The following is a 14,375-nucleotide window of genomic DNA, read 5'->3' as shown; positions in this document are numbered from 1 at the left end:
GACTTATTTCTATCATGCCTTGAATTCTGTGCGCTTAACGCCATTATTCAACTTATACACTTTGACAAGACAGGCAACTTCTATGGCGAATACAGTTTTTTGTAAAAAATTTCAAAAAGAAATGGAGGCATTAGATCGAGCGCCGTTACCAGGAGCAAAGGGCCAAGAAATTCTGCAAAACGTGTCTAAGCAAGCTTGGCAAGAATGGCAACTACTGCAAACCATGATGATCAATGAGAAACAGTTGAATCTCATGCAGCCTGAGTCACGTAAATACGTGATGGAGCAGATGGATAAATTTTTTAATAACGAAGCGACAGATAAACTATCAGGTTATGTCGATCCGGATGACATTAAAGAACTTTAACAGATCGTTAGAACGCTATAAATTACTGTAAAAAAGGCCCCTTGCTAAACACATTAGCAAGGGGCCTTTTTTGACTTAAAATATTGATTTGAGCCAGTTAAAGAAGGTTATTGAGTAACAAAGCTGGCAAATAAAATGTCTTTTACCGGCTCTAGTCCGGTTTCTTCTTTTAGAACCGTGTTTACTGCCAGTGCTGCTTCTTCACGAGTTTTCTCGCGGGCAATAGCGCCAGTGACTTGCTCTGTGGTACGAGAGCTTAAAAACATGACCAATGCATCTCTGATCAACGGCATATTGGCTTCAATGAGTTCTGTCTGGGACTCGTCGGTACGAATGCTAATACTGGTTTTGATGTATTTCAAACGTGTTTCGTTGCCCACATGATTAACCACAAAATTTGGCTTTAGTTCAACGTAAGCAGGTACCGACGTAGTTTCGTCGTCAGCCGCATAAGATGTGAGGCTAGTCGTACATAAAAGCAGTAATAAACCAAAGGTTCGTAACTTACTGTGTAGGGACATCATCAATGACATTTGGGACTCTCGTATTCATTCCAATAGACAGTATACTAACCGCCATTAATGTTTTCTGCAGTAGGAATTTTGCACTTTCGGATTTTCTAACTGTCGTAACCTTTATATTTGCTTTGAATTACTCTTTTAGTCAGTTTAGGAACCTTTATATATGTTTGCGTTTTTATCCGCTCGTCGTTTTCATGGTTTAGTTGCGTTTGTCGCGTTTGCGCTTTTAGCCGTGGCATTCTACATGGAGTATCAAATGGGCTTAGAGCCTTGTCCTTTATGTATGTTGCAGCGCATCGTCTTTTTCTGTGTAGGTGTTGTGTCTTTGGGCTCGGCTTTGTCTGAAAAAGTTTGTGTCAGAAAAGGCTGTGCTTGGCTTGTAGTGGTGTTGTCAGTTATGGGGGCGGCACTGGCTATTCGTCACTTATATCTGCAAAGCTTGCCTATGGATGAGTTACCGGCATGTTTGCCGGGGTTGAGTTATATGTTTGAAGTGTTTCCATGGCAGGAGATTATGCAGGCTATGGTGATGGGCACTGGCGAATGTGGTGACGTCGTTTGGACTTTTCTTGGCCTGAGCATCCCAGGTTGGACCTTGGTCGCATTTACTGGCATGGCGGTTATTAATATTGTTATTGCATTGCGAGTTAACAAAAAAATACGTTAATAAACGAGTATTTTGGCGCAGCTTTTAGCAAAGTGATGGAGGGGGAGTTATCCTATTTCTCCCTCTAAAAACGTTACAAATTCCTCTGACTATCGTCTTGCAGGGGGGGGGGTATCGGAATATGCTTTAGAAAAGATAGAAATAATAATTAACGCCTAATGGAGTCTGCATATGTTAGAAGGTTGTAAAACAGCCCAAGAGCGCTGGGGCGGAGTTCATGTCATTATTGATCGTTGGTTAGCACAGCGCCGACAGCTGCTTGAGTTGGGAGTGTACTTGCGAGAGCGTGGAGAATTTACGCCGACTGATACACCAAAGATCCAATCATTTTGTGAGTTGCTGGTAGATTATGTTTCAGTGGGACATTTCACGGTTTATGAGCAGCTGGCTATAGAAGCGAAAGAGTTTCGCGATGATGCTGCTGTGGTGCTATTACGTGAACTACTGCCTCAAATAGACAGCACTACCGAAATTGCTATCGAATTTAATGATAAATACGACACCAAAGAGCACTGTAACGAGCAGCTAGAAGCGTTGCCTTTTTCATTGCAAGCATTGGCTGTGGTCATGGCTGAGCGATTCGAATATGAAGATCAGTTGATCAAGGAATTACATGAAGCGCACAGTGAAAAAAACGCTTGAGCTGGGGGTAATCGCTTTCTGCTCAATAGCGCTTTTGTCTTGCTCGGCAGAAGCCCCAGTCCGAACGGCAAAATACGCTGTGCAGGGGCTGCATGCTGCTGTCTTGAGTGATGACGGCTCAGCCGCTTTAATTGGTTCTATTCAACATGGCGGCAGTTATTGGGTAAACGCAATTAACGAGCGTCGATTTAACTGGAATCATGCGCCAAATGAATATACGACATTGTTGGGAGTGGATATTGACCCTAGTGGGCAATTTGCCGCGACGGGTGGCGGTCGCTCCTTGGTTCTGTGGGATGCGACAACCGGTAAGTCTGATGGTTTTTGGACAACGCCTGGTGATATACAGTCGCTAAAACTTACCCAAAATGGCGATTTTGCACTGGTTGGCTTAAATGACCAAACTGCTCGTTATTTTGACATTAAACAAGGTGGCATCAGACAGACATTACGAACTAGCTCAACGGTTCGAGCAGTCGATGTCACATCAGATGGTCTATTAGGTATTACAGGGGATGACTTGTCCAAAGTGATTCTGTGGGATATGCAAACCGGCGAGAAAAAGTACGAGTGGCCTTTAGATAATGCGATAGCTAGTGTGGCATTATCGGCAGATGGCAAATATGCCTTTGGTGCAGCTCAACTTGGTAACGCCAAAATTTGGTCGACAAGAACAGGGCAAGAGCTGACAAAAATAGACACAGGAGCGTTAAAGTACCGTAATGTCACTATTAGTCAGGCGGCTTTCTCCCAAGACGACAGGTCGATTCTTCTTGGTGAGGTGACAGGGCGAGTTTCCTTGGTTCAGGTGAGTACTGGAACTGTGCTGAAAGAATGGGATGTTGTGCAAGAAAATGCTCGGCTTACCGGTTCTAGCGTCCTAGCGCTTGCGCATGGATCTGACAATCGATACTACGCCATTGGCAGTAATGGCTTTTTGAACATATTAGAATGACCCTTTCATTAAACTATAAGTCCGATAGCAATGACCGATAAAAACAGACCTTCTATTTTCCCAATAACTCAGAAGGCGCTGTCCAAGTGGGGCGCCCTGTTTGCTATCCAAGCCGCTATTTCTGTTGCAGCTGGTGCATTTGGAGCTCATGCTTTAACTGCAATTCTTGATGCTAAAGCGCTTGGCTGGTGGCACACAGCGAGTCAGTATTTAATGTATCACGCCTTGGCTGGTTTGTTGGTCGTTGCGCTGTCATCCCTTTTGTCATTTTGTAAACGCGTGCTGATATTATTTTCTTTAGGTAATCTCTTTTTTGCTGGCAGCTTATATATCATGGCATTGACTGGTCATACTTATTTAGGGGCTATAACGCCGATAGGTGGTTTTTGTTATTTATTGGCTTGGTGCTTATTCGCATTAAGTTTATGGCGCTCAACTCAGCATCAAGCCTAATTTTTGATCTGACAAAACAGGACAGATTTGGGGTTTTCGGGTAGTATTGCGTCCAAAATTTACAGTGGGTGTTGTGTATTATCAAATATTGATAAATATGCCCATTCAAATCGAACATATTTAAGCTAAGCGATACGAAATCATGCAAGAGCAAGACACAGAAATACAAGAACCAAGTCACAAACGCACCATCAGAAGCTTTGTGGTACGTGGTGGTCGTATGACAGAAGGCCAGCAAAAGAACTATGACGCAAACTGGGTCGTATACGGTTTAAACCTTGCTGATGGCCGAATTGACTACACAAGTGTATTTAATCGTGAATCTGATGTGGTGATCGAGGTAGGTTTTGGCATGGGAGCATCTCTGGTCGAAATGGCAAAGAATGCACCAGAAAAAGACTTTATCGGTATTGAAGTCCACCCGCCAGGTGTTGCCAAGTTGATGATGCTAGCGAAAGAGGAAGGTGTTACCAATTTGCGTGTGTACTGTGATGACGCCATTGAGGTGATGGCAAATTGCTTACCGCAAAACACTGCAAGCGGATTCCAGCTGTTTTTTCCAGATCCTTGGCATAAAAAGAAACACAACAAGCGTCGTATTGTACAGTCATTGTTTGCTCAGCAAGTGGCAAATGTCTTAAAAGAGGGTGGCCTTTTTCATATGGCAACGGATTGGCAGCCCTATGCAGAGCATATGATGGAAGTGATGGAAGTTGAGAAAGGTTATCAAAATGCCGCTGGCAAAGGACTTTATCATCCGCGTCCTGAATGGCGTCCTTTGACTAAATTTGAACAACGTGGCGAGCGTTTAGGTCACGGTGTTTGGGATTTGATTTATTCAAAATTATAAACTAAGCATTAAAAGTACTAAATTAGAATTCCGCTTTTAATACTTAGCTAATAAAAAAGCGACCCTAGGTCGCTTTTTTATTATTCGAAAGTTGAGAATCAAATATTATTTGATTTCTACGCTCTCACGGCTGTTGCCTGCGTCAAAGTATTCTTGGAATACTTTTGGTGTACGGCCACGGCCAGTCCACTCGTGAGTTTCACCAGCAACGACTAGACGGTATTTAGGCTCTACAGTTTTGCCTTTTGTCGCGCCAGCTTTTGGCGTAGTTAAAAGTGCAACTTCTTCCATTGTTAAGCCGCTTTTAGCGATCAGGCTAGCAATTTCTTCTGCGCGAGCAGATTTCAGTGCTTGCTCAGCTTCGCGTGCCGCTTCTTCTTCTTTCGCTTTCTCAAGCGCATTAGTGAAGCCTGCAATTAGGTTTTCAAGTTGTGCAACGCTTAACTCTTTACCAGCAGCGCGAGCTTTCGCTTTGTTGCCTGCTAATTCAACTAATAAACTCATTGGTGTCCCCTATCTATCTGTTAAGAACGGATTGTGTGATCCTGTATTGAAAAAGAGATCCATCTATTACACACAGTGGTGTGGTAAAATTGGTAGTCAAAACACGTTACTTTTTAATAAAAAGTAGCTTCGTTTACTCTTGTTCATGAATTAAAATTCAGACAAGAGATGACTTTTTATCTTCTAATGACGCTAATTCAATATTTAAGAAGATGTTGAATTATTGTCATTATATTGTGGCGTGATTCTATACTATTTCAAGTTTGTGTGTGGATTTTAATAAAAAATAACCTAACATGCTAATCAAATAATGTTCTTAGACTGTTATAAAAGTGTAAATAATAGGGTAATAAATGAATTCTATACCAGATAACTTAAGCACAGAGTTTTCTATATTAAAAAAATACAGCAATAACATCATTAAGTTATTTGAAGAAGGCGCTACAGTACCTTTCATTGCTCGCTATAGAAAAGAAAGTACTGGCGGTATGAGCGATATGAATTTACGTGCATTTTTTGATAGATGGCAATATTTAGTTGAATTAAACAAACGAAAAGAAAGCATTCTTTCCTTATTAGCTGATGATACAAATGTCACCGATATAGTAAGACGGAAAATACAAAGTGCCACGTCAAAGAATGAATTAGAAGATTTGTATGCACCGTTCAAAAAAGTGCGTAAAACAAAAGCAGATGAAGCAAGAGAGCAAGGCTTACAGCCACTGGCGGCCTTGATTTGGTCGGGAGAAAGGTCTGATAGTGTGTCCGCAATCGAGGCTTGGAATAGACGAAATAATATTAAGATGTCGGCTGACTCAGCACGAGAAGGTGTGATTGAGATATTGAGTGACGCTATTTCAAATGACAGTGATGTTCTAAAGCAAGGACGTGTAGAGTTACTTAAAAATGGTCGTTTAGTCAGCCGAGTATTGCGAGGTAAAAAAGAAGTAGGCGAAAAATTTAGAGACTATTTTGATTACCAAGAAGACATAAATAAAGTGCCACCCCATCGATTATTAGCACTATTTCGAGGAAAAAAAGAGACTCTATTAAAGTTGAGCATGACCTTAAAAAACGGAGATTCTTATCCCGATAGCTTAATGTTCCCTCACTTAAACCAATTGCTTGATCATGAACAAGTTGAATCGTATAGACTAACTTCTGTGCAACGACGTTATTTAAACATTGCCTGGGAGAAGAAACTTCTTTCCAAATTAGAAAGTGATGTATTAGCGCAATTGAAAGAGCGAGCAGAAGAAGGGGCTATTCAGGTTTTTGCCGATAACCTTCAGGATTTACTAATGGCGGCGCCAGCGGGGGCGTACCGAGTACTGGGGGTCGATCCTGGTTTCCGTAATGGTGTGAAGCTGGCGGTAATCAATGAACAAGGCGACGTATTAGATCATGGCGTTATTTATCCGCATGGTCCGCAAAACAAAACACAAGAAGCAAACGCTCGATTATTGGCGCTAATAAATAAGCACCGCATTACATGGGCAGCAATTGGTAATGGCACAGCCTCACGTGAAACTGAATCTTTACTAAAGGCTTTGATAGCGGAACAAGAATTAGACTGTCGCGCAGTGGTTGTCAGTGAGGCTGGCGCTTCTGTGTATTCGGCATCGCCTATTGCGATTCAAGAATTTCCAGATTTAGATGTCACTATTCGTGGCGCGGTGTCGATTGCCCGACGTTTTCAAGATCCATTGGCCGAATTGGTAAAAATAGACCCGCAAGCCATTGGGGTTGGGCAATATCAACATGACGTGAAAGTAACACTGCTCTCAAAGTCGCTGGCCAATGTTGTGGAAGACTGTGTGAACCGAGTAGGAGTAGATATCAACTTAGCATCGGTTTCTTTGCTGTCGTATGTCTCAGGTCTAACCAATCGTCTTGCTCAAAATATTGTTGATTATCGACAGGAAAAAGGCCGAATTGAATCCAGATCCGAATTACTGAAAATAAAAGGTGTTGGCGATAAATGCTTTGAACAATGTGCTGGTTTTTTGAGAATATTGAACGGTAAAGAGCCACTGGATCAATCAGGTGTTCACCCAGAATCTTATCCTTTGGTGAAAAGAATGGCTGAGCAGGTTTCTCTCAAAGCCAACGACCTTTTAAACAATGCCCAAGCTTTACAGCAATTAAAACAGTTGGCGCCAAGCTTTGCGCAAGCGGGTGATTTTACCTATTCTGATATTTTGGCAGAGTTGGCCAAGCCAGGCCGAGATCCTCGTCCAGAATTTCGCTATGCGTCTTTTGATCACAGTATTCAGAAACTTGAAGATGTACAGGAAGGTATGACATTAGAAGGCGTTGTGACCAATGTGGCGGCGTTTGGCGCCTTTGTGGACCTTGGGGTGCATCAAGATGGTTTGATTCATATTTCGCAGCTGGCTAACCGATTTGTGAAAGACCCAAGAGAGTTAGTTCGAGTGGGACAAGTGGTCAATGTCACCGTGATAGAAGTGGATATACAACGTAAGCGAATCGCGTTGAAAGCCAATGGGCTTTAAGAGAGATGCTTATGGACGTCAGATCACGCCTCGTGCCTCGTCTCATCAGACCTACGGAGTGTCTCATTTATGATGTTTTTGTAGGTTGGATGAGGGAGGTACGGCCGTGATCCAACAAGGACTTATAAGTATCTACGAGTGTTGGTGTCATGATGTAAATCTAGGCAAAAAAAACCGATTAGCGTGCTAATCGGTTTTTTTAGGTATCGCGTTGGGCTATTAAATTAAGCCGCAGTAGCGATTTTTGCTTTTGCTTGGTTGAAAGATTCTTCACCAGGCTCGCCCAGTGCTTGACCACCAGCAATGAAAGTTTCTTTTACAGTGATACCAACAAAACCTAAGAAAGTGTTCAGGTAAGGAACTTGGTGATCCATTGGTGTCTCTGCCAAGAAGCTACCGCTTGCAACGAAGATGTAAGCATCTTTGTTTAGCAAACCAACTGGGCCAGTTTCTGTGTATTGGAAAGTGCGACCAGCGCGAGCGATGTAGTCAAAGTAAGACTTCAATGTAGAAGGAATACCGAAGTTATACATAGGTGCAGAAACCGTCACAACATCAGCCGCTTCGATTTCGCTAATAAGCTCATCACCAATCGCAACAATGGCTTTTTGCTCAGCGGTGCGGTTTTCTTCTGGTGTGAACAATGCACCCAAAGTTTCACTTGTAAAGTGTGGTAGTGGATTAGCATCAACATCACGAACAATAATTTTGCCGCCTGGATTTTTTGCTAACCAGTTTTCAACAAATTCATTTGCTAACTGACGTGATTTTGAGTTTTCGCCAGAAGCACTAGAGTCGATACGTAATAATGTAGCCATGTTAAGTTCTCCGTAATAAGGGGTTTAGAGTCTTTGAGACGCTATGTCTTGATGAATAAAGCTATCATATAACCAATATATTCGATAAAAAAGTGACATTTTTTGGGGATATTAATCGAAAAATGCGATACATTATTTATTCATATTTTTAAAACGAGAATGACCTTGAAAGCCCCAAGAGTAACCCTAGAACAATGGCGAGTGCTGCAATCAGTTGTTGATAAAGGCGGCTTTGCCCAAGCAGCGGAAGCGCTACACAAAAGCCAGTCTTCGGTGAGCTACACAGTTGCGAAGCTTCAAGAGCAGCTCGGTTATCCGCTATTAATTATTGAAGGCCGAAAGGCCAAATTAACAGAGCGGGGGGAAGTGCTATTGCGCCGGTCTCGCCATCTAATAAAAGAAGCAGTAGACCTAGAAGAATTGGCTCATACGTTAGGCCAAGGTTGGGAGCCAGAATTGGAACTGGTGGTGGATCAAACGTTTCCAACACCGGCCCTATTGCGAGCGCTGCAAGCATTTGAACCGCAAAGCCAAGGCACGCAAGTACAGCTCAAAGAAGCGGTATTGAGCGGAGGTGAAGAAGCTCTTAGAAAAGGCCGCCCTGATTTAGTGCTTAGCAGTATCGTTCCGAAAGGTTATCTTGCCGACCCGATTGTTGAAGTTGAAATGATCGCCGTCGCGGCTAGCAGTCATCCATTGCTACAAGAAGTAGAACCCATTAATAATGAGCGACTGAGCCGAGAGCTGCAGATCGTCATTCGAGATTCTGCCTCTGAAACCTCGGTTGATGCGGGTTGGTTAGGGACGGATCGTCGCTGGACGGTATCGAGCGTGCAGTCTGCTTTAGAAATTGTCACGAGCGGTATTGGTTTTGCATGGTTGCCAAAGGCTGACTTGGAGTACGCACTGCAAAGCGGAAAGCTGCAAAAGCTGAAACTAATCTCTGGCAGTGAGCGAAATTTCCACATGTATGCCATCTTCGGCAAAGGTGAACGAACGGGGCCCGCGACTAGACTGCTGGTTGAACTTCTTCAGGCGGAATGCAATGCATGCCCAAGTCGTAAAGCTTCTTCGTTATTGTGACAGCCCCCCAAGTCCCACATTACTCTGGGACTTGGTCTTGAATGATGGTCAATAATGAAGGTAGGAAAGAGCGTTCTACTTTATTCTCTTCGCTCCAAAGTTTGGCAACGGCAATGGCTTTAGGGCAGTGAAACAGTAATTTATGCACTTGTATTTTAACGACTAACTTGGGTGGCTTATTATCTCCAGCGAACAAATCAAGTGTGTCCTTGTCAGTGTGTAGGCTAGCTGTGCCCTTTATACGTACAACCTCACCAATCCCAGGAATCATAAACAGCAGCCCTACTTCAGGGCGCTCAACAATGTTTCTAAGGCTGTCTAGACGATTGTTACCAGGAAGGTCTGAAAAAGCGATCGTATTAGAATCTAAAACCTTAATAAATCCAGCGTCCCCACCACGAGGCGATACGTCAGCGAAGCCGTTTTCGTCCGATGTCGACATTATCATAAAAGGGCAATATTCAATGAAGGTGATGGAGTGCTGCTCCAACGCATCAATCTCCTTTTTTAATGCTAAAGGATGTGCCTCTTTATAAAGTGCATTAAGTTGTTGTGGTTCGCTGAGTTTACTCATGTTCGTCCTTTATTGTTGCAGGTGTGGTCAATCATTGATAATGGTTACTATTAATATTAGAAGGTATTTTATACTGCAAACGCCTTAATGTAACCTCCAACCATCAGATTGATAATTCTCTGACAATATTGGTTTTTGTCTTGTGCGGAAGCGTTGAAAATCATTGATTTATGATTTTTTATAAAAATTGTCAATTTTTTTGTGACAATTTGGGTTGTAGCGTTTTTTGCAAAAAGGTCTAATGGCTCCCATCCTAAATTTATTCATTATTTAAAGACGCCAATACAAGGACGCTTCATGACTCAGGACATCGTAATTCTTGCTGCCGGAAAGGGTAGCCGAATGAAATCTGCATTTTCCAAGGTACTGCACAAAGTAGGTGGTATCGCTATGGTAAGAAGAGTGCTGACAACCGCAAGCACATTGGCAGATTCGAAATTACACCTTGTTGTTGGACATCAAGGCGAACAGGTCGAAGCGAATTGTCAGGATTTTTCAGCCAATATTGTTTGGCAAAACGACCCACAAGGTACTGGGGATGCGTTGCGCCGCGTTGCGCCTTTTCTTCAAGCTGATGGTGCGACTTTAACTTTATACGGTGATGTGCCGCTTATTCGTGCTTATACATTAGAAAAAATGACAGCACTTTCGAATGCTAATACCTTGGTTTTATTGACAATTTCTCTCGATAATCCAACAGGCTACGGGCGTATCGTGCGTAATGAACAAGGTAAAGTAACCGCAATTGTTGAACAAAAAGATGCCTTAGAAAGTCAGCTGGCTATTAAAGAAGTCAATACGGGCATCCTATTGGCGCCAAATGCACGCCTTCAGGGGTGGCTTGCTGCTTTAACAAACAACAATGCCCAAGGCGAATATTACCTAACTGACGTGATTGCCATGGCGGCACGTGACGGCGTTGATATCGTCACTGTCAATCCAGAAAACGAAGCCGAAGTCGCTGGAGTCAATGACCGTGTACAACTTGCAGCATTAGAGCGAGAGTTACAAAGTCAGCAAGCCATTAGTCTTATGCAAAATGGTGCGACCTTGTTGGATCCATCTCGCATTGATGTTCGTGGTGAGCTAGTAACTGGAAACGATGTCATTATCGATGTGAATTGTGTCTTTGAAGGAAAAGTTGTGTTGGGTTCTGGTGTGGAAGTTGGGCCAAACTGCTACCTTAAAAATTGCATTGTGGGCGACAATACCATTATAAAAAGCAACACCTTGATTGAAGACAGTCTGGTGGGTGAATCTTGTGACATCGGGCCATTTGCACGCTTACGTCCAGGAACTCAACTGGCTAATAAAGCCAAAATAGGTAATTTTGTTGAAACGAAAAAAGCCATTATTGGTGAAGGTAGCAAGGTAAACCACTTGAGCTACATTGGCGACACCGAAATGGGTGCTAACGTAAACGTGGGCGCAGGTACCATTACCTGTAATTACGATGGCGTTAATAAACATAAGACACAAGTAGCCAATAACGTATTCATCGGATCCAACACCTCATTAGTTGCCCCCGTCCAAGTAGCCGAAGGCGCAACCATTGCAGCAGGCTCGACCATCACTAAACAAGTTGGTGAGAAGCAATTAGCTTTCGCTAGAGCACGACAAACCAATAAAGACAATTGGCCTAGGCCCACCAAAAAATAAACGTTTAAAATAATTTAAATTTAAAAGCATTAAAGGGGTCAGACCCCTTTTCGCAGACACAAAAAGGATTCTCTCATGTGCGGAATAGTTGGTGCCATTGCACGTCGTAACGTATCAAAAATTTTAATCGAAGGCTTAAGCCGCCTTGAATACCGTGGTTATGACTCTTCCGGTGTTGCGATTAACAACGAAGACGGTGTGTTTTCACACCGTGCAGTAGGTAAAGTTCAAGCGTTAAAAGACAAGTTTGAGGCTGAGCCACTAGATGGCAAAATGGGCATCGCACATACTCGTTGGGCGACCCATGGCAAACCAACGGAAGCCAATGCGCATCCGCATTTCTCTGGTGATGACCTTGCACTAGTGCACAACGGCATTATTGAAAATCACGAGCCTCTGCGTCGCGAATTAAAAGCCAAAGGCTATGAATTTAAATCTGAAACAGACACCGAAGTTATTGTTCATCTTATACACGATGCAATGAAAACACAGCCGGATTTGCTGAAAGCGGTTCAAGCTGCGTTGACAAAACTACATGGTGCTTTTGCAATTGGCGTGGTGCAAAAAGACGATAACGAACGCTTTATAGCGGCTCGAAAAGGCAGTCCGCTTGTCGTTGGGGTTGGTATTGAAGAAAACTTCGTAGCATCAGACCAGCTTGCTTTGTTACACGTTACCGACCAATTCATCTTCTTAGAAGAGGGCGATGTCGCCGAAGTTAGCCGTGATCAAGTCTCTATCTATGATGCAAAAGGCGAATTGCAAGACCGACCAATTAGCGTGTTTAACCACAACGTCGATGCCACAGACAAAGGCGAGTTTCGTCATTACATGATGAAAGAAATCTACGAACAACCTAAAGTGATTAGCGCCTGTTTAGAGGGGCGGATTAGCGAAACCAAAGTACTTACTAGCTGTTTTGGTGTTAATTCTGGCTTCTTAAAAGAAGTTGAAAATGTTCATATCGTTGCTTGTGGTACCAGCTACCATGCCGGCATGGTGGCAAAATACTGGATCGAAGATTTAGCTGGTTTGCCATGTACCGTGGAAGTGGCCAGCGAATATCGCTATCGCAAAGTGGCAGTGCCAAAGAAAACCTTGTTTTTAACCTTGTCTCAATCGGGTGAAACAGCAGATACCTTGGCTGCACTACGTATGGCAAAAGAGCTTGGCTATTTAACGACGCTAGCTATTTGTAACGTGCCATCTAGTACGTTAGTACGTGAGTCAGCGCTTACTTTGTTGACCAATGCGGGCCCAGAAATTGGCGTGGCATCAACCAAAGCCTTTACAACTCAGCTAACGGCACTATTAATTACTAGCGTAGCAATTGCTGTTGAAAACGGCTTGTCTGCAAAAAAAGAAGAAGAGCTTGTACAAGCGATGCGTTCTTTGCCTGCCTATGTGAATGACGCTTTATTGGCAGACGCTCATATTAAGAAAGTAGCAGATCGATTTGCGAATAAAACCAATGCGCTATTTTTGGGACGTGGCACCATGTTCCCAATCGCACTGGAAGGCTCATTAAAGCTGAAAGAAATTTCTTATATTCATGCTGAAGCTTACCCTGCAGGCGAACTGAAACATGGCCCATTGGCATTGGTCGATGAAGATATGCCGATTATTGCCCTGGTTCCACACAACGACATGTTGGACAAGCTTAAGTCAAATCTACAAGAAGTCGCCGCCCGCGGTGGTGAACTGTACGTCTTTGCTGATAAAGATACCGACCTTCATAATGAAGACAACATCATCTTCACAGAAGTACCAAAAGTAGACAGCATTCTAGAGCCGATTGTGCATACCATTCCGCTGCAGTTGTTGTCTTACCACGTTGCTGTTGTGAAAGGTACAGACGTAGATCAGCCGCGCAACCTAGCGAAATCGGTTACCGTTGAGTGATATAAAAAAAGAGTTCGGTCTTAGTGTTGCAGGACAATAAAGTTGTTAATAAGACAATAAAGTTACTAACAAAACAAAAAAGTTGTTAACTAGCGTCACCTAAGCTATTTTTAAATGAATTAGTTAGGGTGGCGTTTTTTATGGGCAAGAAACGGTATTGGAATACAGAAGTAAAAAACAAACGTTGGCTGAAAGAGGGGCGGGGTCAAGGGCGAGGTTCGAATTATAAACCATGGCTGACTGTCAGGGATGTAGCTTCAGAAGGTCGCTCCCATAGAATATTTGGGCATCTCACTAATCGTACCCACCATTTACTCTCAGATCTTGAACTTGCAACCTTTCTACTACTTCAATGGCGAAGTTCTACCATTGATATACGTGAGCAATTCCCTCTAGATCTAGAATTAACTATGTCTTTAAGTGATCGACTAGGTATTAGACATCCTTCTTTCCAAGGCATCGCGCAATACATGAGTAGTGATTTTGTTGTTGATGCTAAAGAAGGCGGTTGTCCGCGCTTCGCTATTCAGGTAAAGCATACAGAAGCATTACTTAACCCTCGAACGATAGAAAAGCTTGAAATTGAGCGTAGATATTGGCGTGATAAATCGATACCGTTTTATTTGGTTACAGAAGCTCAGATTCCTTCAATCACATTTGATAACATCAACCTGTTGTATAACCATAGTTCTCCATTAGAAGAAGCGGACTTTTCATCTTTACATACTTATTTTGAAATATTTCAAGCACAGCTGGAAAACAAGCATAGCGGCGTCTTTCAAGGTAGTTGTCGCCTAAAATAATTAAGCAGCGTCTTTGTGTTGCTCTGGATTTAATTCCACATCACCTATTGGCTGCCAGTTT

General features: G+C 42.9%; 15 protein-coding genes. 11 read left to right on the top strand and 4 right to left on the bottom strand.

The annotated features are described in order from the left end of the window. The first annotated feature begins 82 nt into the window (after nucleotides 1-82). Nucleotides 83-367, top strand: a complete 285-nt coding sequence (locus tag DFP77_RS07690; protein WP_114411780.1) for an oxidative damage protection protein — start codon at nucleotides 83-85, stop codon at nucleotides 365-367. A 107-nt stretch (nucleotides 368-474) separates the two neighbouring features. Here DFP77_RS07690 and DFP77_RS07685 read toward each other — a convergent pair whose 3' ends face one another. Then, nucleotides 475-900, bottom strand: coding sequence for a flagellar basal body-associated FliL family protein (locus DFP77_RS07685; RefSeq protein WP_114411704.1), 426 nt, complete (start codon nucleotides 898-900; stop codon nucleotides 475-477). Nucleotides 901-1,051: 151 nt separating this feature from the next. On the opposite strand from DFP77_RS07685, the gene DFP77_RS07680 reads away from it, so the two are divergent. The 5 genes from DFP77_RS07680 to trmB all read left to right on the top strand — a co-directional run bounded on the left by DFP77_RS07680 (nucleotide 1,052) and on the right by trmB (nucleotide 4,455). Further along, the gene (locus tag DFP77_RS07680; protein WP_114411703.1) at nucleotides 1,052-1,555 is read left to right on the top strand and encodes a disulfide bond formation protein B; all 504 of its coding nucleotides are present in this window, start codon (nucleotides 1,052-1,054) and stop codon (nucleotides 1,553-1,555) included. A gap of 171 nt (nucleotides 1,556-1,726) precedes the next feature. Continuing rightward, nucleotides 1,727-2,197, top strand: a complete 471-nt coding sequence (gene rsd, locus DFP77_RS07675) for a sigma D regulator (RefSeq protein ID WP_114411702.1) — start codon at nucleotides 1,727-1,729, stop codon at nucleotides 2,195-2,197. After that, the gene (locus tag DFP77_RS07670; RefSeq protein WP_114411701.1) at nucleotides 2,169-3,152 is read left to right on the top strand and encodes a WD40 repeat domain-containing protein; all 984 of its coding nucleotides are present in this window, start codon (nucleotides 2,169-2,171) and stop codon (nucleotides 3,150-3,152) included. Before rsd ends, DFP77_RS07670 begins: the two co-directional genes overlap by 29 nt. Before the next feature lie 30 nt (nucleotides 3,153-3,182). Next, on the top strand, nucleotides 3,183-3,605 hold the full coding sequence (locus DFP77_RS07665; RefSeq protein WP_114411700.1) for a DUF423 domain-containing protein: 423 nt from the start codon (nucleotides 3,183-3,185) through the stop codon (nucleotides 3,603-3,605). A gap of 142 nt (nucleotides 3,606-3,747) precedes the next feature. Then, nucleotides 3,748-4,455, top strand: a complete 708-nt coding sequence (trmB, locus tag DFP77_RS07660) for a tRNA (guanosine(46)-N7)-methyltransferase TrmB (RefSeq protein WP_114411699.1) — start codon at nucleotides 3,748-3,750, stop codon at nucleotides 4,453-4,455. A gap of 105 nt (nucleotides 4,456-4,560) precedes the next feature. On the opposite strand, the gene DFP77_RS07655 is transcribed toward trmB, so the two are convergent. Beyond that, the gene (locus DFP77_RS07655; RefSeq protein WP_114411698.1) at nucleotides 4,561-4,959 is read right to left on the bottom strand and encodes an H-NS histone family protein; all 399 of its coding nucleotides are present in this window, start codon (nucleotides 4,957-4,959) and stop codon (nucleotides 4,561-4,563) included. A gap of 353 nt (nucleotides 4,960-5,312) precedes the next feature. On the opposite strand from DFP77_RS07655, the gene DFP77_RS07650 reads away from it, so the two are divergent. Further along, nucleotides 5,313-7,475: a Tex family protein gene (locus DFP77_RS07650; protein WP_114411697.1), complete on the top strand. Its 2,163-nt coding sequence runs from the start codon at nucleotides 5,313-5,315 to the stop codon at nucleotides 7,473-7,475. Between the two features lie 224 nt (nucleotides 7,476-7,699). Here DFP77_RS07650 and DFP77_RS07645 read toward each other — a convergent pair whose 3' ends face one another. Then, nucleotides 7,700-8,293 carry an FMN-dependent NADH-azoreductase gene (locus DFP77_RS07645; RefSeq protein ID WP_114411696.1) on the bottom strand — a complete coding sequence of 198 codons (594 nt, stop codon included), beginning with the start codon at nucleotides 8,291-8,293 and terminating at the stop codon, nucleotides 7,700-7,702. 165 nt (nucleotides 8,294-8,458) lie between these two features. On the opposite strand from DFP77_RS07645, the gene DFP77_RS07640 reads away from it, so the two are divergent. Next, nucleotides 8,459-9,376, top strand: a complete 918-nt coding sequence (locus tag DFP77_RS07640; RefSeq protein ID WP_114411779.1) for a LysR family transcriptional regulator — start codon at nucleotides 8,459-8,461, stop codon at nucleotides 9,374-9,376. A 19-nt stretch (nucleotides 9,377-9,395) separates the two neighbouring features. Here the strand turns inward: DFP77_RS07640 and DFP77_RS07635 are convergent, their stop codons facing one another. Then, a complete protein-coding gene (locus DFP77_RS07635; protein WP_114411695.1) occupies nucleotides 9,396-9,950 on the bottom strand; it encodes an MSMEG_1061 family FMN-dependent PPOX-type flavoprotein in 555 nt (184 codons plus the stop codon). 297 nt (nucleotides 9,951-10,247) lie between these two features. On the opposite strand from DFP77_RS07635, the gene glmU reads away from it, so the two are divergent. The 3 genes from glmU (at nucleotide 10,248) to DFP77_RS07620 (ending at nucleotide 14,314) form a co-directional block, all read left to right on the top strand. After that, the gene (gene glmU / locus DFP77_RS07630) at nucleotides 10,248-11,609 is read left to right on the top strand and encodes a bifunctional UDP-N-acetylglucosamine diphosphorylase/glucosamine-1-phosphate N-acetyltransferase GlmU (protein WP_114411694.1); all 1,362 of its coding nucleotides are present in this window, start codon (nucleotides 10,248-10,250) and stop codon (nucleotides 11,607-11,609) included. 75 nt (nucleotides 11,610-11,684) lie between these two features. Continuing rightward, the gene (gene glmS / locus DFP77_RS07625; protein ID WP_114411693.1) at nucleotides 11,685-13,511 is read left to right on the top strand and encodes a glutamine--fructose-6-phosphate transaminase (isomerizing); all 1,827 of its coding nucleotides are present in this window, start codon (nucleotides 11,685-11,687) and stop codon (nucleotides 13,509-13,511) included. Nucleotides 13,512-13,651: 140 nt separating this feature from the next. Then, nucleotides 13,652-14,314 (top strand): TnsA endonuclease N-terminal domain-containing protein, encoded by a 663-nt coding sequence (locus DFP77_RS07620; protein WP_220235526.1) that lies wholly within the window; start codon nucleotides 13,652-13,654, stop codon nucleotides 14,312-14,314. The last annotated feature ends 61 nt before the right edge of the window (nucleotides 14,315-14,375 follow it).

Source organism: Marinomonas foliarum, from assembly GCF_003337275.1.
Taxonomy (GTDB): Bacteria; Pseudomonadota; Gammaproteobacteria; order Pseudomonadales; family Marinomonadaceae; genus Marinomonas; species Marinomonas foliarum.
Note: the sequence above shows the minus strand (reverse complement) of the source record. Positions and strands in the feature narration are given on the sequence as shown.